This window comes from Delftia sp. RIT313, from assembly GCF_000632165.1.
GTDB lineage: Bacteria > Pseudomonadota > Gammaproteobacteria > Burkholderiales > Burkholderiaceae_C > Comamonas > Comamonas acidovorans.
In genome coordinates, this window is the sequence record NZ_JFYT01000061.1 from 32620 (window position 1) to 53030 (window position 20411).

The 20411-nt window shown below is 66.9% G+C and carries 18 protein-coding genes; 6 read left to right on the top strand and 12 right to left on the bottom strand.

Annotated features, from left to right (window positions below; genetic code table 11):
* Positions 1-192: 192 nt before the first annotated feature.
* Complete coding sequence (locus tag BW39_RS18800; RefSeq protein ID WP_235264236.1) at positions 193-810, bottom strand: LysR family substrate-binding domain-containing protein; 618 nt, start codon at positions 808-810, stop codon at positions 193-195.
* Between the two features lie 47 nt (positions 811-857).
* On the opposite strand from BW39_RS18800, the gene BW39_RS18805 reads away from it, so the two are divergent.
* The 3 genes from BW39_RS18805 (at position 858) to BW39_RS18815 (ending at position 5062) form a co-directional block, all read left to right on the top strand.
* On the top strand, positions 858-1406 hold the full coding sequence (locus BW39_RS18805) for a porin (RefSeq protein ID WP_235264237.1): 549 nt from the start codon (positions 858-860) through the stop codon (positions 1404-1406).
* Between the two features lie 308 nt (positions 1407-1714).
* Positions 1715-3199 carry a helix-turn-helix domain-containing protein gene (locus BW39_RS18810; protein ID WP_235264238.1) on the top strand — a complete coding sequence of 495 codons (1485 nt, stop codon included), beginning with the start codon at positions 1715-1717 and terminating at the stop codon, positions 3197-3199.
* Between the two features lie 69 nt (positions 3200-3268).
* Positions 3269-5062 carry a methyl-accepting chemotaxis protein gene (locus BW39_RS18815; protein WP_043823634.1) on the top strand — a complete coding sequence of 598 codons (1794 nt, stop codon included), beginning with the start codon at positions 3269-3271 and terminating at the stop codon, positions 5060-5062.
* A 7-nt stretch (positions 5063-5069) separates the two neighbouring features.
* Here BW39_RS18815 and BW39_RS18820 read toward each other — a convergent pair whose 3' ends face one another.
* The 10 genes from BW39_RS18820 to BW39_RS18865 all read right to left on the bottom strand — a co-directional run bounded on the left by BW39_RS18820 (position 5070) and on the right by BW39_RS18865 (position 16679).
* The gene (locus BW39_RS18820) at positions 5070-5867 is read right to left on the bottom strand and encodes an SDR family oxidoreductase (RefSeq protein WP_043823635.1); all 798 of its coding nucleotides are present in this window, start codon (positions 5865-5867) and stop codon (positions 5070-5072) included.
* A 1-nt stretch (position 5868) separates the two neighbouring features.
* Entirely contained in the window at positions 5869-6879 is a 1011-nt protein-coding gene (locus BW39_RS18825) for an ABC transporter substrate-binding protein (protein WP_043823636.1), read from the bottom strand.
* Positions 6880-6917: 38 nt separating this feature from the next.
* A complete protein-coding gene (locus tag BW39_RS18830; RefSeq protein ID WP_016450562.1) occupies positions 6918-7679 on the bottom strand; it encodes an ABC transporter permease in 762 nt (253 codons plus the stop codon).
* Positions 7676-8452, bottom strand: a complete 777-nt coding sequence (locus tag BW39_RS18835) for an ABC transporter ATP-binding protein (RefSeq protein ID WP_043823637.1) — start codon at positions 8450-8452, stop codon at positions 7676-7678. Before BW39_RS18835 ends, BW39_RS18830 begins: the two co-directional genes overlap by 4 nt.
* 35 nt (positions 8453-8487) lie before the next feature.
* Positions 8488-9975, bottom strand: coding sequence for an acyl-CoA reductase (locus BW39_RS18840; protein WP_043823638.1), 1488 nt, complete (start codon positions 9973-9975; stop codon positions 8488-8490).
* Positions 9972-11090 carry a LuxE/PaaK family acyltransferase gene (locus BW39_RS18845; protein WP_043823639.1) on the bottom strand — a complete coding sequence of 373 codons (1119 nt, stop codon included), beginning with the start codon at positions 11088-11090 and terminating at the stop codon, positions 9972-9974. Before BW39_RS18845 ends, BW39_RS18840 begins: the two co-directional genes overlap by 4 nt.
* Positions 11091-11276: 186 nt before the next feature.
* Positions 11277-13025, bottom strand: coding sequence for a YncE family protein (locus tag BW39_RS18850; RefSeq protein WP_043823640.1), 1749 nt, complete (start codon positions 13023-13025; stop codon positions 11277-11279).
* 100 nt (positions 13026-13125) lie between these two features.
* Entirely contained in the window at positions 13126-14175 is a 1050-nt protein-coding gene (locus BW39_RS18855) for a DUF418 domain-containing protein (protein WP_043823641.1), read from the bottom strand.
* Entirely contained in the window at positions 14172-14798 is a 627-nt protein-coding gene (locus BW39_RS18860; protein ID WP_043823654.1) for a TetR/AcrR family transcriptional regulator, read from the bottom strand. Before BW39_RS18860 ends, BW39_RS18855 begins: the two co-directional genes overlap by 4 nt.
* A 51-nt stretch (positions 14799-14849) precedes the next feature.
* Entirely contained in the window at positions 14850-16679 is a 1830-nt protein-coding gene (locus BW39_RS18865; RefSeq protein ID WP_043823642.1) for a CocE/NonD family hydrolase, read from the bottom strand.
* Between the two features lie 354 nt (positions 16680-17033).
* Between BW39_RS18865 and BW39_RS18870 the strand changes: the two genes are divergently transcribed.
* Positions 17034-17321 (top strand): TFIIB-type zinc ribbon-containing protein, encoded by a 288-nt coding sequence (locus tag BW39_RS18870; protein WP_012206334.1) that lies wholly within the window; start codon positions 17034-17036, stop codon positions 17319-17321.
* A gap of 81 nt (positions 17322-17402) precedes the next feature.
* Positions 17403-17903 carry a MarR family winged helix-turn-helix transcriptional regulator gene (locus tag BW39_RS18875; protein ID WP_043823643.1) on the top strand — a complete coding sequence of 167 codons (501 nt, stop codon included), beginning with the start codon at positions 17403-17405 and terminating at the stop codon, positions 17901-17903.
* A gap of 6 nt (positions 17904-17909) precedes the next feature.
* On the opposite strand, the gene BW39_RS18880 is transcribed toward BW39_RS18875, so the two are convergent.
* The gene (locus BW39_RS18880; protein ID WP_013801753.1) at positions 17910-18797 is read right to left on the bottom strand and encodes a 4-hydroxyphenyl-beta-ketoacyl-CoA hydrolase; all 888 of its coding nucleotides are present in this window, start codon (positions 18795-18797) and stop codon (positions 17910-17912) included.
* Positions 18798-18992: 195 nt separating this feature from the next.
* Here BW39_RS18880 and BW39_RS18885 point away from each other — a divergent pair.
* On the top strand, positions 18993-20411 hold a 1419-nt coding region (locus BW39_RS18885; protein WP_043823644.1), incomplete at its 3' end, for a tannase/feruloyl esterase family alpha/beta hydrolase.

The window sequence follows — 20411 nt, forward strand, 5'->3', positions numbered from 1 at the left end:
CCAAACAGGCGAGGGAACAGCCCTCGCCGCTGCCTTCAGGCACATCACAAACGACTGCGCTGCTGACAAATTCTTACTCTAGGCGATCGCTTTCGCCGCGCATATCCCTGAAAACAGGTAATTGGCCAGCCGACGCCGCGCTGAAAAGGGCCATTTGAAGGCCGCATGGCCATACCAGCACCGGTAACCCCTTCACCGCAACCGCGCCAATCTCCGCCCGAACTGCTTCAACTCCAGCGCGGCAGCCTGCGCCACGCGTCCTGCATCGCTTTCGCCGTCAGCCGCCCCGGCCACGGCCAGCACCGCCAGCCGGCTCTGGTAGCGCGATTCCTGCAGCGGCCTGAACACCAGCTTGCCCCGGTACAGCGAGGCAAAGGACAAGGGGACGATGGCCACGCCCAGGCCGCAGGCCACCAGGGCGAGCACGTTGACGAACTGGCCGGCCTCGTGGCGTATGGAGGGGGTGAAGCCCGCGTCCAGGCACAGGGCCACGGTGCGGTCGAAGTAGTCGGCATCCTCGTAGCGCGCAAAGCCCACGAAGGGCTCATGCGCAGCCGATTGCAGCGGTAGCGCGCCTTCGCCAGCCGCCAGCGGATGGGACGGCGCCATGGCCAGGCAGTAGGGATCGTCCATGCCGGCCACTTCCTCGGCCAGTGGCTCGCCCTTGCCGGGGCGCCCGAAGCCCAGGTCCAGCTCTCCGGCGCGCAGGGCGCGCAGTTGCTGCGAGGTGATCATCTCGCGGGCTTCCACGCGCAGGTTCCAGCCGGCGTCGGCAATGCGGCGCAGCAGGCCGGGTAGCACCGAGTGCATTGCCGACGGAACCAGGCCCAGGCGAACCACGCTACCAGTCTCCGAACATGGGCGGCTTCACGGTGCGCGGCATGTATTCGTTCGGCGAGGCGGCGGGCTCCAGCGTGGCCAGCCTGTACGGCGGCTCCGTGGACTATGCGGCCGGGCCCTGGGCACTGGGTGCATCGTGGATGCAGCGGCGTACCACGGCCGTGAATACCGACCGCTATGCGCTGCTGGGCGCGGCCTATGACTTCGGCGTGGCGCGCGCCGCGCTGCTGCTGTCCACGCGGCGCGACGACCTGCCTGCCGCCACCAGCGGCCAGGGCCGTTTCTACGAGGCCAGCGTGACCGTGCCCATGGGCATGGCGGGGCAGTGGCTGCTGTCCTATGGCGCCTACCACGGACAGGCTCGCGCCCAGAGCGATGCGCGTGCGCTGAGCGTGCGCTACGACCACTCGCTGTCCAAGCGCACCAAGCTCTATGCGGGCGTGGGCCGCATCCACAACGAGGCGGGTGCCGCCTTCACCATCAACACCGCCAGCAATGCGGGGCCGGTGGTCCAGGCAGGCAGCCGGCCCAGCTCGGTGGTGCTTGGCATATCGCACGCCTTCTGATTGCCGAGACAGGCGCGGCCAGCGCCTGCCATGCCGACAGGGCTGCCCGGCTGGAGTCTGGCCGTTGTAACAACCCCATGAAATCCAGGGAATATTCGACTATTTGAATGGATTTTTCCAATCAGAAAAAGTCTGTCCAATCAGCGAATTAGGCGATTTGCAAGAGAGAAAGTTTCGCAAAAAGACAAGTGCCTGCGTGATCCGGCAAGAAAAATAAAATCCAAATGTAAACAATTGTTTATCTGGCCTGTAAGATTCTTCCAGTCAATCAGTGTTTCCCCAGGAGGTTGTTGTGAAGCACCTCGCCGATGCATTCATCGGGAAAATGCATCGCCCCCTCCTGGCCATTGATTTTTTCATATAAGAATTCTTACTTATTCAATCTTTTGACGCACCACATCCAAGGCCACCAAGATGAGAGCGCATCCAGATTATGGAGAATAATATCCGCCCATCACCAGCAAGCCGATACTGGATATAACAAAATCAGCCGGGCCGAGGAATTGCTACAGGCCTGCAAATGGCCAGAGCCTTCCATATATCCCCTACTGGTGCTCAGATATGTGCAGGAAGCACAGGCCATTTTCGAGCTGCACCGCATGCCCGACCGCGTGGTTTCATGCCGCATTGCAGCCGCCTTCATCCATTGCCAGCTGGGTGAAGAGCGCAATGCGATTGCACTGGCCACTGCGGCCATGGCCAATCCCGCGCTGCTGCAGCCGGAATCCATGGCCTGCGCCACCTATGTGAGGGCGCTGGCGCACAGCCGGCTGGGCGAGCTCGATACCGCCTTGCAATTGATCGAAGGCAAGGACCATGATTTCGCATTGATGGCGCCGGGCGTCACGCCCTGGCTGTCCGCCCTGATCAATTGGGCCAGGGCGCAGATTCTGTGGAAGATCTATCTCTACAAGAACCACCAGAGTCTGTGGTGCGGTCCGCCCCCGGATTCAGGCCTGGTCCAGCTCGGTGCCGCGGCACCCGAAAGCGCCGACCTGCAGGCACTGCTGGAGCGGGTCGGCCGCCAGCTGCCAACGGGCCTGGCCTGGCCCTACAGCGATTTGCTGCAGCTCTCGGTCAAAGGGCTGGATGCGGGCCGCCGCGAAGCCGCTGGCGTGATCCGTGCCATTGAACGCATCGGCGTCCGCCACCAGATCAAGAACCCGCCGATTGCCGGCTGGGCCTGGCTGAGCAGCGCACTGGTGCACTGCAGCAAGCGCCAATATGCCCAGGCCCTGCAGGCGGTGATGCTGGCAAAGTCCACGGCCCAGACCTACCAGCTCGAAGGCCTGTGCCGCAATGCCCTGGTCTACGAGTACCACATACAGGAAACGCAGGGCGATTTTGCAGGCGCGCTGTCCACGCTGAAGGCGCTGAACATCATGCGGCTCAAGAGCATGGCCATCAGCCCCTATCTGGAGAAATCCAGATTCACGGCCATGGACGAGGCACGGCTGCACGATCTGGAACCTGCCTATGTCAAGCGCGCCCTCCAATACATACAAGAAAACCTGGACAAGAAACTACCGATCCAGACCATTGCCGACCATTGCCGCGTCAGCCGGCGCACATTGGAGGTTTCCTTTCGCAACAGCAGGTCGTGCAGTATCGGCGAATATATAAGGCAAAGCCGTATCCATCTTGCGGCCGAATCGCTGCTGACCACCGACCAGAGCATAGGACAGATTTCCTCGCAGCTTGGTTATTCCTCGCTCTCATCATTTTCCAGAGATTTCTCCGGACATTATGGAATACCGCCGTCTGTCTGGGTCCGCCACCATCGATTGGCGTGATCCGGATTTTTATGCGATGCGGCCCGATTGCGTGGCACGCAGCCATATTGAATACTGAAAGGAATACGCATGAAATACCTGAAAAACATGAAGACGGGCTCCATGTTGGGTCTGGGATTCTCGATTCTGATTGCCATCGCGCTGTCGATTGCGCTGTATGGCCGCGCCCAGCTGGTACAGGCCTCCGATGATGTGGCCTACCTGGCCGACAAGCGGATCACCAGCTTGCTCAGGCTGGTGGAGATCAAGGGCTCGGTGGAGTTCATCTTTCGCGGCGTGCGCAGCATGGCGTTGATGGAGGACGCCGGGGAAAAGAAGCTGGCCAAGGCCGCACTGGATGCACAGCGCCAGAAGATCAGCCAGCTGATGGAGAAATTCCGCGAAGGCCTGAGCACACCGCAGGGCGTTGCGCTGTACGACAACATGAAGAACGCGCGCATTGCCTATCTGCCGCTGCTCGACCAATTCATGGAGGCGGCCGCGCGCCACGACCTGCAGGCCGTCTCGGCCATGCTCGGCGAAAGCGGGGAGTTCCGCAAACGCCAGGACGCGTTCTTCAACTCCATCAATGACATCCTGGCCCACCAGCAGGTGCGCGCCACGGAAACGGCGCAGGCCTCCGAGGACAAATCCCTGGCTGCCGGGCGGCTGATGCTGTCCCTGGCGCTGGCCGCATTGGCCATAGGCGCGCTGGTGGGCTGGGCCATCACGCGGCGCATCACGGGCCTGCTGGGCGGGGAGCCCGCCTACGCGGCGCAGATCACGCAGGAAGTCGCCAGGGGCAACCTGGCGGTGGCCGTGGCGCTGCGGCCCGGTGACACCACCAGCCTGCTGGCTGCGCTGAACTCCATGCGCGCGAGCCTGGCAGACATCGTCAGCCAGGTGCGCCACAGCAGCGAATCGATTGCCACGGGCGCCAGCCAGATCGCCTCGGGCAATGCCGACCTGAGCGCTCGCACGGAAGAGCAGGCCGCCAACCTGGAGGAAACGGCCGCCTCCATGGAGCAGATGACCGCCACCATTCAGCAGAACGTGGAGACGGTGCGCAGCGCCTCGGGCCTGGCCCAGTCGGCCAGCGCCACGGCCGTGCACGGCGGCGAGGTGGTGCATGGCGTGGTCAGCACCATGGAGGACATCACGCACAGCTCGCGCAAGATCGAGGAAATCATCGGCGTGATCGACGCCATTGCGTTCCAGACCAACATCCTCGCGCTCAACGCCGCCGTGGAGGCCGCGCGTGCCGGGGAACAGGGCAAGGGCTTTGCGGTGGTCGCCTCGGAGGTGCGCTCCCTGGCCCAGCGCTGCGCCAATGCGGCCAAGGAGATCAAGGGCCTGATCAGCGAGAGCGTGGGCAAGGTCGCCGCCGGCTCCCGCCAGGTGGCCGAGGCCGGCAGCACCATGAACGACATCGTCACCCAGACGCACCGCGTGGCCGAACTGATCTCCGACATCGGTGCCGCCACGCAGGAGCAGTCCCAGGGCGTGACCCAGGTCAGCGACGCCGTGCAGCAGCTCGACCAGGTGACGCAGCAAAACGCCTCCCTGGTGGAGGAGTCCGCCGCCGCTGCCGACAGCCTGAACAAGCAGGCGGCGCAGCTGGTGCAGCTGGTCAGCGTGTTCCGCCTGGATGAGAGCGATGCCCGGGCACAGGCCGTGTCCGCGCCGGTGGCAGCGGCCGGGCTGGCGCGCGCACAGACCGCCAAGCCGTCTCCAGCGCTGGCCCCTGCCGTGCCCCGCCCCGCCAAGCCCTTGCGCGCGGCAGCGGCTGCGGCCCCCAGCGCGCCTGTGGCGCTGCCCGCCAGGACCACGGCACCCCGCCGCGCCACGGCGGCCGAGATGGCGGAGGAGTGGGAGCAGTTCTAGACCAGGCTCAGCGCATCACCAGGCCGCCATCGACGAACAGTACCTGTCCCGTCATGAAGCCGCTCAGTTCCGAGGCCAGGAACAGCACCGGCCCCGCCACGTCTTCGGGGCTTGCCAGGCGGCGCAGCGGCGTGGCGGCCATCAGAGATTCTCGGAAGGACTCGCGCGTGTCCTGGGTGCCCTGCGTGGGATAGACCAGGCCGGGCGCCACGCAGTTGACGCGTATGCCCACGGGCCCCAGCTCGCTGGCCAGGTTGCGGCTGAAGGCCAGCAGCGAGGCCTTGGCCGTGGTGTAGTCGTGGTAGGGCACGACGGGGTGCTCCACCAAATTGCTGGCAATGTTGACGATGCTGCCCCGCGCACGCTGGCGCATCTGCGGCAGCACCGCGCGGCAGACGTTGAAGGCCGCGCCCACGGCACCGTCGTACTGGGCCTGGTAGTCGCTCCATTGCAGGTCGTCGAAGAGGCGGCGGCGCTCGGGGTCGAAGGCGTAGGGTTTGAAGGCGTTGTTGACCACGATGTCGATGGCGCCCGCCTCGCGCGCAATGGCCTCGGTCATGGCCTGGACGGCGGGCTGCGAGCCCACATCGGCCTTGATGGCCCAGGCATCGCCTCCGGCCTGCTTGCCCGCAGCCTGGCAGGCCGCCACGGTCTGCGCTGCGGCAGCATCGTTGGACAGGTGGTTGACCACCACGGTGGCGCCCTCGCGCGCAAAGGCGATGGCAATGGCCGCGCCTATGCCGCGGCCGGCTCCGGTGACCAGCACCACCTTGCCTTGCAGGCCCAGGGAAGACGGCTGTGCCATCTCAGGCCCCGGGCAGCAGGCTGGTGTCCACCACGTCGGACACCTTGATCTGCCTTTGCACCATGCCCAGCGCGCGGTAGGCGTCGGCGCCCTTTTGCAGGGCGGCCAGGTCGAAGCTGCCCAGCGGCTTGCCGGCCTGCAGCGGCTGCGAAGACGCATTGCGCAGGCGGATCACATCCAGGTTGATATCGCGCTGGGTGCCGTCGATGGCGTGCTTGCCGGCCAGCGTGGCGGCTTCCTCGGGGTTGGCCATCATCCAGGCGGCGCTGTCGCGGTAGCCCTTGAGGAAGGCGCGCAGCAGGTCCTTCTTGTCGCGCAGCGTGTCCTCGCGCACCACGAACATGTCGCTGGAGATGTTGAGGTGGTCGCGCACCTGCATCACACCGACCTCGCCAATGCCTTTGCGCAGGCCCACGGCCAGGCCGGTGTCGGTGGCGGCCGTGGCATCGACCTGGCCCTGCATCAGCGGCGCGAAGTTGAGCAGGCCGGTGACGACGATGGTCACGTCCGACTCCTTGAGGCCCGCCTGGTGCAGCATCACCAGCAGGTTCTGGCGCGTGCCGCTGGACAGGCTGTAGACGCCGATCTTCTTGCCCTTGAGGTCCGCCGGCTTGCGGATGCCCGCCGACTTGAGCGAGACCACGTTGAACACGTTCTGCGGGTAGATGTCGTAGATGGCGACCAGCTTCTCGCCCTTGTCCAGGGCCATGAAGAAGGAGCCGGGATCGGTGAAGGCCACATCGGCCTGGCCGCTGAGCATGTTGCGTATGGCGTCGCCGCCACCCGCGCCGGGCAGGTAGGCCAGCTCCACGCCCTGGGCCTTGAAGAAGCCCTTGTCGGGCTCGGCCAGGATGTTGGTGATCTCGCTGATGGGCTTGCTCCAGCCGGCCAGGCGGATCTTGCCTTGCACAGGAGCGGCCAGGCAATTGCCGGCCAGCGCCAGGCCGGCAAAACCGGCAGAGGCGCCCAGCAGGCTGCGGCGGGTGAGGAAGGGGGACTGCAGTGTGTGCATGGCGCTTGGAGAAAAGGTTTCGGAAGTGTTCAGGGTGGTCAGGCGGCGCGCGAGCGCAGCAGCCGGCGCTCCAGCACCAGGCAGGCCTGGTACAGCAGCAGGCCCATGGCGGCGATCAGCACCAGGGCCGCAAACATGAGGGTGGTGTCCATCATTCCCTGGGCGGCAATGACCACGGCGCCCAGGCCCCGGCTGGCGCCCATGAATTCGGCCACCACGGCGCCGACCAGGGCCAGCACCACGGCCACGCGCAGGCCCGCAAGAATGGCGGGCAGGCCCGTGGGCAGCTTCAGGCGCAGCAGCGTCTGCAGCCGCGTGGCGCCCAGCATGCGAAACAGCTGCAGCCGCTGGGCATCGACCTGGCGCAGGCCGGTCAAGGTGTTTTCCATCAGCGGAAAAAAGCAGATCAGCGCCGTGATCAGCACCGTGGGCAGCATGCCGAAGCCGAACCACAGCACGAACAGCGGTGCCAGCGCCAGCTTGGGCACGACCTGGCTGACCACCACATAGGGCTTGAGCACACGCTCGAGCAGCTCGGATTCAGCCAGGGCCATGCCCGCCAGCAGGCCGATCGCGCTGCCGGCAGCCAGCCCCAGCAGCAGGGCCTGGAGCGTCGCCCAGATGTGCGGCCAGAAATAGCCCGTGGCCAGCCCCGTCCACAGCGATGCCGCAATGGCCGAGGGCGCCGGCAGCACCAGGGCGGACAGGCCCCATTGCCGCACCAGCAGTTCCCACAGGCCCAGCAGGACCAGCGCCAGCGCGGCGGCCAGCAGGCGGGCATGGAACAAGGACACCGTCATGCCGCCGCCCTGTCCATGGCTGCGCGCACGCGGGCGCAGCGCTCGTTGAACGCCGGCCCGTGGCGCATGGCCTGGGTGCGCGGCGCGGGCAGATCGACCGCCATATCGGCCACGATGCGCCCGCCGTGCATGAGGGCGATGCGGTCGCCCAGGTAGACGGCCTCGTTGATGTCGTGGGTGACGAAGAGCACCGTGGTGCCGCGCTCGCGGCAGGTGCGCAGCAGGTCGTCCTGCAGCTCGGCGCGCGTGATGGCGTCCAGCGCGGCAAAGGGCTCGTCCAGCAGCAGTAGGGGCGGATCGAGCACCAGCGCCCGTGCCAGCGCCACGCGGCTTTGCTGCCCGCCCGAGAGATGGCGCGGATGGCGCTGCGCGTGGCTGGCCAGGCCCAGTTGCTCCAGCAGCGCCAGGGCGCGCTGCTCATCCTGCGGCGCGGGGCGCCTTTGCAGCGACACAGGCAGCAGCACATTGCCCAGCGCCGTATGCCACTCCAGCAGCGTGGGCGCCTGGAACATGAAGCCCAGTTGCGGACCGGGCTCGGCCAGCTCGGCGCCGCGCAGCAGAATGCGGCCCGACTGCGGCCTGAGCAGCCCCGCCGCCAGCTTGAGCAAGGTGGTCTTGCCGCAGCCGCTGCGGCCCAGCAGACAGTGGATCTCACCGGCCTGCACGCGCCAGTCCACGCCGTCCACCACTGGCGGGCGGCCCGGGTAGGTGAACACCACCTGTTCGATATCGAGAAACGCCATGCCGTCAGCCCCGTCTGTGATGCCCGTCATGCCCGTTGTGCCCGTCGTGCCGGTGTGCATGGATGTCAATCCGCATACGGCGCAAACGGCTGCGCCGCCGCCTCGGCAGATTGCTCGATCTCGGTCATGCGCACCAGGTCCAGCAGGTTGAAGCGGCCGTCATGGTGCCAGCCGGCCTCGGGCATGCTCATGGAGCCGATGGCGCTGATGCGCGTGACGCCGGCCGCGCCCAGAAGGCCCGCCAGCCGGTACAGCTGCTCGGGCGAGGCGGCAATGCCGGCCGTCTGCAGGTATTCGCGCTGCGCGGCCACCACGGGCACGGCGTCATCCAGGCGGTCCACGCCCACCACGGCAATCGTGCGGTACAGGGCCGTGGGCGCCAGCGGCTGCAGGCTGTCGCTGTACGCCACGCTCCAGGGCGCGTCAACGGGGCCCAGCAGCTGCTGCGCGTCGCCCGACCATTCCACGGACTGCTGCCAGCGGGCCACGGCGGCGCCCTCCTCCAGCTCCAACGGCCGGCGCGCAAAGCGCCGCTGCAGGTTGGCCAGCTCGGCCGCCAGATAGTCGGCAAAGGCACGCGCAGAGACGGGGGCGCCGCGCTCCACGTAGAAGACATGGGGCGAGTAGCAGCCCTGCTGGTCGTAGCGCATCACGTCCCAGGCCGCCAGCCGCGCCACGGCGGGCGCCTTGAGCGTGTCCAGCGCCTGGGCGCCCACCATGCCGAAGCCCAGCTTGTGGCCGTGCGGCAGAAAGCGTGTGGTCACGGGCAGGCGCTGGCGCAGTGCCTGCAGCGTCTGGTTGCCGCCGTAGGCGAGCACGGTGTCGGCCTCGGCGTGGAGCGCGGCGGCGGCATCTCCATTCGCGCCATCCGCCCCATCCACACCCCCCGCACCGCTCCACCACACCACGGCCAGGCAATCGGCCAGCGGCGGGTGCACCTCGGCCAGCAGCCGTGCGAACCATCCCGCGAACAGCGGCTCGGCGCTGGCCAGCTTGCCAATGGCGGGCGCCTTGACCAGCAGGCCGCAGACCAGGCTCCACAGGGACAGCGCAGGCACATTGCCGGCCCAGCTGTGCATCAGCAGGTCGGGGCCGAAGGCACGCACCGCGCCGCCCTTGGGCGCGGGCTGGAAGCCGTCGAGCACGGCCGGGTTGGCAAAGTCCTCGGCCACGAAGCGCCGCAGCTGCGCGGCGCGAAAGGTCTTGAAGAAGCCCGTCAGCCCCAGGCGCACCATGTCGGCGTCATAGCCGCTGACCACGGGCAGCCAGGCCTCGGCCTGGCGCCGATAGGGATCGCTGCGGTCCAGCAGGCGGGCAATGGCGCGGTCGATGGCGTCGATGATCTCGGCCACGGGCATGGCCCTGAGGTGGCGGTCGGCGGCACGGCGCACATGGGCTGCCAGCGCATGCATCTGCGGGCCGGTCAGCAGGGGCACGGAGACTTCCAGCCGCACGCCACCGCGTTCGAAGGGCAGCACACGCCACTGCACCTCGTCCTCGCGCAAACCAGGCAGTTCGGGCAGGTAGCCGGCCGTGATCCGCTCGATGTTCATGCAGCAGCGGCCTTCACGAATTCATCGACCGCCAGCGAGCAGCCCTTGGCCGCTGCGCCCTCGGCACGCCCCAGCAACAGGAAACCGCTGTTCTCGCCATGGCCGGCCCACAGGCCCACGTCCTCGGTGAGTATGGTGGTGACCGCGTTGTAGTTGGCCAGGTCGCAGTGCACGAGAATGCCGCGCTCGCCGGGCGCCACGCTGCGGCCGGTGACGGGCTCGACCAGGCGCGAGCGTATCCAGTGCGGCCCCGACTTGACCGAGGGCAGCGTGGCATTGCCGTCGTCGTAGAACTGTGTGCTCAACTCGGTCATGCCGTACATGTTGATGCAGTGGCTGCGCGGCACGCCCAGCAGCCGGGACAGGTCGGCGTAGAAATCCTCCAGCGGCAGCTCGCGCGACTGGCCCTTGTAGCCGCCCGTGTCCAGGATGCGGCTGCCTGGCGGCAGGCAAAAGCTGCGGCCCTGCTCGCGCAGCGCATCCATCACATGCACCAGGCTGAAGCTGGCGCCCAGCAGCGCATAGGGGCGGCCGCTGCGCTCGGACTCCTCCAGCACGGCGCACAGGCCGGGCATGTCCAGTCCTTCGGGGGTGAGAAAGTAGCGGCTGTCAGGAGTGCCGAATTCCGTCTTGGCCAGCGCCAGGTAGTGGGCCAGCGAAGAGTTGGGCATGGCCTGTTCGTCGGGAAAGAGGATGCCCATTGGCAGGCGCTCGTGCCCGGCCATGAAGCGCTGCGCGAAGTTGCGGGTCATCGACGCATCGTAGACATCGAGCGCGGGATGGAAGTGGCGCCCGCGCGAAGACAGCCCCTTGGCCTGGCCCGTGGTGCCGCTGGTCATGAACACGCGCTCCGCGGGCGAGGCCGGCTCGCTGCGCAGCTCCATGGCCTTGAACGCGTCAATGGGCACGGCGGGAATGTCGCTCCAGGTCTTCACATTGCGCAGCGTGGCGCCGCGCCGCTGGCAGAAGCTGCGAAACGGCGCATTCGATTCGTATTGGTAGGCGAACAGCCGCAGGGCCAGTGCGTCGAACTGCTCGTCGGTGCAGCCGTCCATGGCGATGAATGCAAGCAGGTCTGCGACCAGAGAAGCCGCCTGGGGCCGGGCCTTGTCCATGGAATTCCTTCGAGAGCTGGGACGTGATGCTCCGAAGGCTCCCCGCCCGTGGCGCATGGGCGGTCACGCAGGGGTGCAAGCTCTTCTTCCGCCGGAATGACCCGGTTCAAGTTCTCGGGTGTGGATCTCAGCACTGGCGTGCACCCCGGAGCGGAGGGCTATCTTACAGCAGGGTCGCCAACCCCGTCAGGCCAGCAGGCGAACCCCAAAACCCAGCAAGGTCGCGACATACAGCAGCACCAAGGCCTTGCCCAGCACACCACTGTTGGACCAGAAGTGGCGTGCCACGGCGAAGTCCCAGGCGCCATCGCGCACCTGCAGCTGCGGCAACCGCGCCAGGATCTCGCGCCTGAACGCGGCCTCGTCGAACAGGGGACTGCCATTGAGTCGCAGGGGAATGGCGCGAAGGCCCATCCACAGATGCTGGCGTGTGCAGGTGACGCGACTGGCATCGAATTTGCGGGTCCTGCGTGCAATGCGTACTGCGATCCGATACCCGTCCGTGGCTATGCGCATGGTCTCCAGCTGCTTGAGCTTGCGCCAAAGCCATGCATACAGACACAGCGGCAACACGGCCAAAAGCACCAGCAGGACACCGAGCATGCCCGTTGGATCGCACGATTTGTCCGGACCGCAGTCGCGCTGGTGCAAAAGCGGCAAGAACCAGTAGACCATCCCCCCTGCAACCAGGCAATGCAGAACGCCAACCATGGCAAGCGCACGCCTGCGCTTCACGGTGCTGCCCGCAAGCGCCGTGACCGAAGTGACCAGCGGCTTTCCTTCCGAGGTTTGAGAAGCCTGCGCGGCGTGCTGGGACGGTGAGGGAACCACGACCGCGCTGGAGGCTTCGGTGTCGCCCACTTCCTGCCAGCGCTTGCCGCCCAATTGGCGCAATTCCCCCGCCTTCCAGGCAAGCCACAGTCCCAGAGCCATCAATACCCCGATGCTGCCCAGCAGGAACGAAGGCAACCGCCTGCCCCATTCATAGGACGAGCGGGCAGACGCCAGTTCGCCGCGGAATGGAGCATCCCCGAAAGGCTCCAGCACGCGGCCGTCCAGATCCACGCGATGGACGGTGAATTGGGTCATGTCCGGCAGCAACAACTCCTGACCCACCATGGCGATGGCGTTCGGGTCCTGGTCGGGCGAAAGCGGCATCACCCGTTCAGGCCTCAACTGGGAATCCATCAACAGTAGATCTGCTCCCCGCATGCTCGAGTCTGCCACCAGCACCCATAGACGCTGCTGGCCATCCAGCTGCATGGCGAACGGGAAGCGGCGCCCGGAACGCAGGCCCGCATATTCCACGGGAAATACGGCAGGCGCGGCCTGGGTGCTCTGTGCCGTATCGATTTGCGCAATCTGATGGCGGTTGGTATTGGCCACCCACATGCGCTCGCCTACCTGCAGCGTCTGATTCGGAAAGCGCAGGCCTTCGCTGTAGGTCTTGAGCAGCACATAGGCTTGCGCTGCACTGGAAGCGGCGTCGCGCTGGTAAACGAGAACGCGGTGATTGGATGCGTCGGAGACCACAATCTGCGCTTCATCGGCCGTTACCCGCATCCAGCGATAGCCACCGCGTGTGGACAAATCGGGCAGATCCAGCGCCACGCAGCGCTGCATTGCCAGATCGCAGCGATGCACACTTCCCTGGTCATGCGCCCAAAGCGTCTTCTCGCCAATGAACTGAAGGCTGCTGACCGATGGGGTCAAACCCAATTGCGCCAACTCCAGACGCTGCAGGCGTGTGCCCTGCCGATCAAACTGATGCAAAGCGCCATGGCTTTGAATCCACACTGTATTGCCTTGGATTGAGGGAAGCCTGGGGCCTAATGGGTCGGGCAACAGCCAACCCCGAAAGACAAAGGCCAGGATCAACAGGCATTGCAGCCCGATCACAGCCCTGAGCCATTTCTTGTAAACCGCCTCAGCCATTGAATCTCCCCCATTTTTGAATGGGGGCAAGTGTAGACAAACAAGGCATTGCGGCCATCAAAACGATGACTTCATTCGAGCGCAATTTCCAAACTGTGGATCAATCCAGTGCCGTCAGCCGCCGCATCACCCACTCCACGGGCCCCTGCGCCGCCTTCTTGCTCCAGGCCCAGGCGGCCAGGCTGGCGATGATCACGTACAGCGCGGCGGCCACGGCCACTTCGCGCAGGCTGCGTGATCCGTCCAGCGCGCCCAGGGCCTCCAGCAGGCCCATGCCGATGAGGATGTGTGCCAGGTACAGGGTCAGCGTCATGCGCCCGGCCGGCAGCAGGCCGCGCCACGGTCCGGCGGGCCAGCGGTCGGCCAGCCGCAGGCAGGCGCCGATGGCAATGCTGGCGCAGCCCAGGCCCATCAGCAGGTAGGCTGGGCCGGGCGGCATGGGGCCGGTGGCCAGCCAGGGAGCCCATTCACTCTGTGCCGCAAGTGCCGAGACGGCGCAGGCCAAGCCCACCATCGCTACACCAGAAGCTACCAGGCCCCGTTGCACGCGCGGCTCGGCCAGCGGCAGGCGCGCCAGCAGCATGCCGCAGAGGAAGAACGCAAACCAGGGCAGCACCGGATGGAAGCCGTTGAACAGCAGGTTGCGCGCAAAGCCGGCCGGCTCCCACAGGCCCTGGTAGGACAGGCTCGCCCAGTCCCAGCCCTGGCTGTAGTCCAGCTGCAGCAAGGCCCATGCGGACAGCACGGCCACTGCCGCCATGCCGGCCAGCAGCGCCCGTGCGCCGGCCTGCAGCCAGGCGATGGCCAGCACGAAATACACCGCGTAGTAGTGAATGATGTCGGCCGGAAAGATCAGCAGGTTCATGCCACCGGCCACCAGCAGGAACAGCGCGCGGCGCAGCGTCCAGAGGCGCGCCGTGGCCGGCTCGAGCGAGCGCGTGGCCAGCACCAGGCCCAGGCCTGCCAGCACCACGAAGGTGGCCGAGGCCTTGCCCTCCAGAAAATGGAAGAACGACAGCAGCCAGCCCGGCTCCTGCAGCGCGGGATGCATGGCCTGCTTGAAGTTGACGAACACCATGCCTGCCAGCGCCAGGTAGCGCGCCAGGTCCAGCCCCGCCAGGCGGGCGCCCCTGCCGGTGGCGTGCCTCATGTCGCGTCCCCCCATGCCTCGCCTCCAAGAAGGCAGGCCAGCAAGGCGGGATGCAGCACATCGACCCCTTCATCCGCCCCCGCGTCTTCTTGCGGCGTCACCGCCAGCGCAAAGCGCAGCGCATCGCTTTCCACGGCATCCAGCAGCAGTTGCGCGGCCAGGCGCACGGGCACGGCGGGCCGCAAGAGGCCCTGCTGCGCCCCGCGCTCCATGAAGCCTGCCAGGCCGTCGAGCATGCGCCTGCGGTTGGCCTCGAAGGCCGGCGCCAGCCCGGGCGAACGCGCGATCTCGGACAGGCATTCGGCGCTGAGCACGGCCCATTCCCGGTGGCGGCACAGCGCCTGGTAGGCGGCCAGGAATTGCGCTACCACAGGCAGCGAAGGGGCTGCGGCCCGCTCCAGCGCCTGCAGCAAGGGCAGCAGCTCGGTCTGCTCCTGCGTGGCGACCTCGGCAATCAAGGCCTGCTTGCTGTCGAAGTGGTTGTACAGATTGCCCAGGCTCACCGAGGCAGCCTGCGCGATGTCGCGCATGCTGGTGCAGTGAAAGCCGCGCTCCACGAAGCACTGCAGGGCGGCCTCCACGATGACAGCCCGGCGCTCGCTGATGTCTTCTTTCTTTTTCATGCCCCGAATGATGAACGAACGTTCATTCATAGTCAACACCGGGGCATGAAATCACAGCGGCGGCAGGGGGCCCACGCCCGAAGGAACGGCCTCCTCGTTGGGCCTGCAAGGCTGGCGCAGCATGCGCCGGCAGTCCGGCAGCTGCCGCTCATGGGCATAGGCGATGTGGCCCAGCACGATCTTCGACGGCCGGCTGCGGTCCAGCCAGACGGTGTTGGTGGAAGGCGTGGACAGATGGTCGAAGGCCCAGTACCCGGTCTGCGAAGGCGTGTCCAGGGTCACGCGCAGGCTGGAGCCCGCGCGGAACACATGGGCGAATTTCTGGATTTCCACGCGCATCGGCGTGGGCTCGCCGGGGCGCAGCGGGCGCACGGCGGCCTCGGTGAAATCACCCCAGGGCCGCAAGGCGGTGGAGCGCTGGCCGTCCAGCGCACGCATGGAAGCACGCAGCCAGCCGCGCTGCACGAACATCTCCTGGCCGTCGGGACGCACCTCCGAGACGGTGACCTGCACATCGGTGTCGCCGGCCGTGGCGCTGAGCCACAGGTCCAGCGAGGCCTCGCCATAAAAGCTCAGCGCGCGCGGCAGCGGGGCCGTGGTGAAGCGCAGCAGGCCCTGCCCGGCGGGACTGGCCGTCCATTGGCCCGCGCCGGACTCGGTATCCGCGTCGGGATGGTTGGCCTCGGCGCCCGGCAACGGGTAGCGGTAGCTGGCCGACTGGCGCTCGGCCTGCGGCGGCGCATCGCCCAGGCCGCCGCCCGGCTGCAGCCACAGCGTCATGGGCGTGACGCGCACGGGCAGCCGGTCAAAGCTGGCCACGGCCGAGGGGCGCAGCTGCCCATAGTCGCCCCCACCGTTCATCCACTGCATTTCCTGCGCCAGCAGCACGCGGGGCGTGTGCTCGAAGCCATTGCTCTCGCCCTTGAGAAAGCGCGCATAAAAGCGCTTCATGGTCTCGCGCAGAAAGGGGGCGTTGTCGGTGTGGTGGTCGCCGTTGGAGCTGATCAGCCACATCTTGTCCGGGGCGATGCTGTCCTCGTAGTAGCCCATACGGGTGCCCACCTGCTCGTCCTGCCAGGACTGGGTGCCCAGCGTGGGGATGTCGATGCGGTGCGTGGAGTTCATGGCGCTCTTGAGCGCGTAGCGGGCGCCGAAGAAGCGGTCCTCGTCCAGCCAGCGCGCCATGTCCAGGTCAGGGCGCTGGATCTTGCGGATGTTGTCCTCCACGACCTGGGCGCATCCGGTATCGCCATCCAGCGCCCTGGCATCGTCGGCGGCCTTGCGCCATATCGCGGGGAACTGCCGCCACCAGTTGGCGGGAAAGCCGATGTTCTGGATGCCGCCCGGATAGGCCACGTCGCGGTAGGGATCGGCCACGTTCTTGCCCGGCGCGATCGCCTTGAGGCTGGGCGGACGCTGGGCCGCCACCCACAGCTGGTCGTAGCCCGAGTACGAATAGCCCACCATACCCACCTTGCCCGTGGACCACGCCTGGCGCGCCGCCCACTCCACCGCATGCGCCCCGGCCGCGCCCACGGAGGCGTCGGCCCACTGGTTCTCGCCCGTGGAGCAGCCTGTGCCGGGCACGTTCAGGCCCATCACGGCATAGCCTTCCTGGGTCCATTCCTGGGTGGTCTGGTCCGTGACCGAGCCCGATCCGTAGCCGTCGTACTCCATCAGCACGGGAAAAGGCCCCGGCCCCTTGGGGAAGACCACCGAATAGCGCATCTTGTTGCCGTCAGGCAGCTGGATGTAGCCCCAGATGCGCGGCCCGGGGTTGGTGCTGCCCGAAGAGCCCCCGCCGCAGGCCGCGAGGCCCAGGGCAAGGGTGGCGATGCCGGCCGCGCCGAGCCACGCGCGGGAATGGCGAAAAGTCATCATGGATGGTCCTCCTGGTTGCTGATGCAGTCATGCCCGCAAGGGGGCAGGCCGCAATGTAGGACCGTCCGGGCGCATGGCGCACGCGTAAGCTGAAGGGGGGCTAAAGGGGGGATGAAGGGGCGCTGAAGCGCGCCTGAAGACAGGCTGAAGGCGAACGCGGCCAGTCGCCACGGCCCTCGGCCCCGGGGGCGGCATGAACTGGCACGACATGGTGATGGCGCTTGGAGCGACGGAACTATCCATCGCCCCCGCAGTCGAACGACCTTCGCTGGAGACCTCAACGCATAACAGCCCGGCCCACACTCCATCGTTGCCGATGGAGCCACTGCCTGAACAGGCAAAGGTGAAACTGTCATGCAATGTCCCGCCTGCCGAGATGCCACGCTCATCATCTCCGAGCGCCAGAACATAGAGATCGACTACTGCCCCCAATGCCGCGGAGTCTGGCTGGACCGCGGAGAGCTGGACAAGCTCATCGAGCGCTCCGCCGCCCAGGCACCCACAGCGCCAGCAGCCTATGAACGCCCGCAGGAACGGCGCGCGGGCCCTGACGGATCCCATGACCGGCGCGAGCACTCCAGCCACGATGGCTACCGCCGCAAGAAGCGCGAAGGCTTTCTCTCCGATCTTTTCGACTTCTAGCACCAAGGCAAGTCCGCTGCGCCGGCATCGGGACATGGCAGCCGCGCCCCACTATGATTCGGCTTTCAGTTCCTTGTCCACATGCCCCGCGCCCGCACACCCAAGCCCGCTCCTGCCGAAGAGAACACGGCCCCGTCCAGCACTGCAGCGCCGGGGACGTCCATCGACGCCTCCTTCCTGCACACCCTCGTGGGCTACAACGCCCGGCGTGCCTCGCTGTCCATCATCGAAGTGTTCGTGGAGCGCATGGCCACCCACGATCTCAAGATGGTGGAGTTCTCCGTGCTCTCCCTGGTGTCCCACAACCCCGGCATCACCTCGCGCCAGTTGTGCGCGGCGCTGGATGTGATGCCGCCCAACCTGGTGGGCCTGATCGCAGCGCTGGAGCGCCGCAAGCTGATCGAGCGGCGCACCCACCCCACCGACCGCCGCGCCGTGGGCGTGCACCTGACGCCGGCTGGCGCCGAACTCACGGCCCGGGCGGAAAGAACGGCGGCGGAATTGGAACTGGATGCCACCTACCGCCTGACCGACGCCGAGCGCAGGACGCTGATCCAGCTGCTGCAGAAGATCTACAACTGAGCGCGCTCAGTCCGCCTTCTCCGCTGCCGGCTGCTCCAGCCCCAGCAGCCGCACCGCGTTGCCCTTGAGGATGCCGGGCATCACCTCGGGCTTGAAGCCGGCTTCCTGGAAATCCTTCATCCAGCGTTCGGGCGTGATCAGCGGATAGTCGCTGCCGAAGAGAACGCGGTCCTTGAGCAGGGTGTTGGCGTACTGCACCAGCTGCCGGGGAAAGTACTTGGGGCTCCAGCCCGACAGATCGATCCAGACATTGGGCTTGTGCAGGGCCACGGACAGGGCCTCGTCCTGCCAGGGAAAGCTGGGGTGGGCCATCACGATCTGCATGTCGGGAAAGTCGATGGCCACGTCGTCCAGGTGCATGGGGTTGCTGTAGGCCAGGCGCAGGCCGCCGCCGCAGCGCATGCCGCTGCCAATGCCGCTGTGGCCCGTGTGGAAGATGGCCGGCAGTTGGTACTCGGCCACCACCTCGTAGATCGGCCAGGCCATGCGGTCGTAGGGATGGAAGCCCTGCACCGTGGGGTGGAACTTGAAGCCCCTGACGCCCTCTTCCTCGATCAGCCGCCGCGCCTCGCGCGCACCCATGCGGCCCTTGTGCGGATCGATGCTGGCGAAGGCCACCATCATGTCGCTGTTGGCCCGCGCAGCCTCGGCGATCTCCTCGTTGGGAATGCGGCGCCGGCCCAGCTGCGATTCGCTGTCCACCGTGAACATCACCAGGCCCAGGTTGCGCTCGCGGTAGTAGGCCACGGTCTCGGCGATGGTCGGGCGCCGGCCGTTGCCGAAGTACTTGTCGGCGGCGCGGTCGTACTCCTCGCCGTAGTTGTCGAACGGGTTCCAGCAGCTCACCTCGGCATGCGTGTGGATGTCGATGGCAATGAGTTTTTCGTGGTCCATGTCTGTCTCCTGTGCGGCCTGCTGCCTGCCCCGGCATCAAGGGGAAGTCCCAATAAGAAATTCGCAAAGGCCGCTTGAATTGGTTATTAAATATAACCAAAATCGCGGCCATCAGAAAGCGATGCGGATGCGGGCAACGGCTGCCACGCAACGGTTTCGCGCTGAGGCTTCACACCACCTTCCGAGGAGACAGACATGGACAGAAAGATCCACAAGACCCGTTCCCGCGCCTTGCCGGCCACGCTGGCCGCCGCCCTTCCCGCGCTGCTGCTGTCGGCCTGCGGCGGCTCGAGCGACGGCATCGCGCAGCTGGCCGAGGCCCGCCCCGCCACGCTGCTGTCGTGCACGGACCTGGCCGCGAAAATATCCTTCCCCAACACCCGCATCACCGCCGCCGAGACCGTGGCAGCCGGCACGCTGACGGTGGCAGGCAAGCCCATTGCCGAGCACTGCCGAGTGACCGGCCGCATGCACGAGCGCGTCAGCACCGTCGATGGTCAGAACTACGCCGTGGGCTTCGAGATGCGCCTGCCGCGCGACTGGAACGGGCGCTTTTTCTACCAGGCCAACGGCGGGTTGGACGGCGTCGTGAGCACGGCCGTGGGAGCCTTGGGCGGCGGGCCGCTGGGCAATGCGCTGCAGATGGGCTTTGCCGTGCTCAGCTCCGACGCCGGGCATGCAGGCAGCATGGGCCCCTTGTTCGGCCTGGACCCGCAGGCGCGGCTGGACTACGGCTACCAGGCCGTGGGCAAGCTCACGCCCATGGCGCGCAGCGCGCTGCAGACGGCCTATGGCAAGGGGCCTGACCGCTCCTACCTGGGCGGCTGCTCCAACGGCGGGCGCCACGCCATGGTGGCGGCCTCGCGCTATGCCGACCAGTACGACGGCATCATTGCCGGCAACCCCGGCACGCGCCTGCCGCTGGCGGCCATTGCCAACATTGCCGGCGCCCAGGGCTATGCGAAGCTGGCCACCACGCCCGCCGACCTGGGCACGGGCTTCACCCAGGCCGAGCGCCGCCTGGTCAGCCAGGCCGTGCTGGCCCGGTGCGATGCGCTGGACGGCGCCACCGACGGCATGGTGCAGGCCGGCGCAGCCTGCCAGGCGAGCTTCGACCTGGCGCGCGACGTGCCCACCTGCGGCGGCGCGCGCGACGGCAGCTGCCTCAGCGCCGAGCAAAAGAGCACCATTGCCGGCCTGTTCAAGGGCGCCACCACCAGCGGCGGCAGCCGCATCTACAGCAGCTTCCCGTATGACGCAGGGCTGGATACGGCCGGCTGGGCCGGCTGGAAATTCTCCAACTCGCTGAACCTGGACACCGGCGCCGTGGGCCTGGTCTGGCAGGCGCCACCCGAGAACCCGGCCAGCTTCAACGGCCCGCAGTTCGCGCTGACAGGCAGCGTGGACAGCATGCTGGCCAAGGTCCAGGCCACGACGGCGCTGTACACCGAAAGCGCGCTGTCCTTCATGCTCCCGCCCGACTACGGCAAGCTGCCCGTGCTGCGCAACCGGGGCGCCAAGCTCATGGTCTACCACGGCACGGCCGATCCCATCTTCTCCAGCGACGACACCGTGCAGTGGTACGACACGCTGCGCCGCAACCATGGCGACGCG

Bases quoted from the DNA above. Each gene is read 5' to 3' on its own strand.
- BW39_RS18800 (WP_235264236.1), bottom strand. From the start codon at position 810: ATGCACTCGGTGCTACCCGGCCTGCTGCGCCGCATTGCCGACGCCGGC.
- BW39_RS18805 (WP_235264237.1), top strand. From the start codon at position 858: ATGGGCGGCTTCACGGTGCGCGGCATGTATTCGTTCGGCGAGGCGGCG.
- BW39_RS18810 (WP_235264238.1), top strand. From the start codon at position 1,715: ATGCATTCATCGGGAAAATGCATCGCCCCCTCCTGGCCATTGATTTTT.
- BW39_RS18815 (WP_043823634.1), top strand. From the start codon at position 3,269: ATGAAATACCTGAAAAACATGAAGACGGGCTCCATGTTGGGTCTGGGA.
- BW39_RS18820 (WP_043823635.1), bottom strand. From the start codon at position 5,867: ATGGCACAGCCGTCTTCCCTGGGCCTGCAAGGCAAGGTGGTGCTGGTC.
- BW39_RS18825 (WP_043823636.1), bottom strand. From the start codon at position 6,879: ATGCACACACTGCAGTCCCCCTTCCTCACCCGCCGCAGCCTGCTGGGC.
- BW39_RS18830 (WP_016450562.1), bottom strand. From the start codon at position 7,679: ATGACGGTGTCCTTGTTCCATGCCCGCCTGCTGGCCGCCGCGCTGGCG.
- BW39_RS18835 (WP_043823637.1), bottom strand. From the start codon at position 8,452: ATGACGGGCATCACAGACGGGGCTGACGGCATGGCGTTTCTCGATATC.
- BW39_RS18840 (WP_043823638.1), bottom strand. From the start codon at position 9,975: ATGAACATCGAGCGGATCACGGCCGGCTACCTGCCCGAACTGCCTGGT.
- BW39_RS18845 (WP_043823639.1), bottom strand. From the start codon at position 11,090: ATGGACAAGGCCCGGCCCCAGGCGGCTTCTCTGGTCGCAGACCTGCTT.
- BW39_RS18850 (WP_043823640.1), bottom strand. From the start codon at position 13,025: ATGGCTGAGGCGGTTTACAAGAAATGGCTCAGGGCTGTGATCGGGCTG.
- BW39_RS18855 (WP_043823641.1), bottom strand. From the start codon at position 14,175: ATGAGGCACGCCACCGGCAGGGGCGCCCGCCTGGCGGGGCTGGACCTG.
- BW39_RS18860 (WP_043823654.1), bottom strand. From the start codon at position 14,798: ATGAAAAAGAAAGAAGACATCAGCGAGCGCCGGGCTGTCATCGTGGAG.
- BW39_RS18865 (WP_043823642.1), bottom strand. From the start codon at position 16,679: ATGATGACTTTTCGCCATTCCCGCGCGTGGCTCGGCGCGGCCGGCATC.
- BW39_RS18870 (WP_012206334.1), top strand. From the start codon at position 17,034: ATGCAATGTCCCGCCTGCCGAGATGCCACGCTCATCATCTCCGAGCGC.
- BW39_RS18875 (WP_043823643.1), top strand. From the start codon at position 17,403: ATGCCCCGCGCCCGCACACCCAAGCCCGCTCCTGCCGAAGAGAACACG.
- BW39_RS18880 (WP_013801753.1), bottom strand. From the start codon at position 18,797: ATGGACCACGAAAAACTCATTGCCATCGACATCCACACGCATGCCGAG.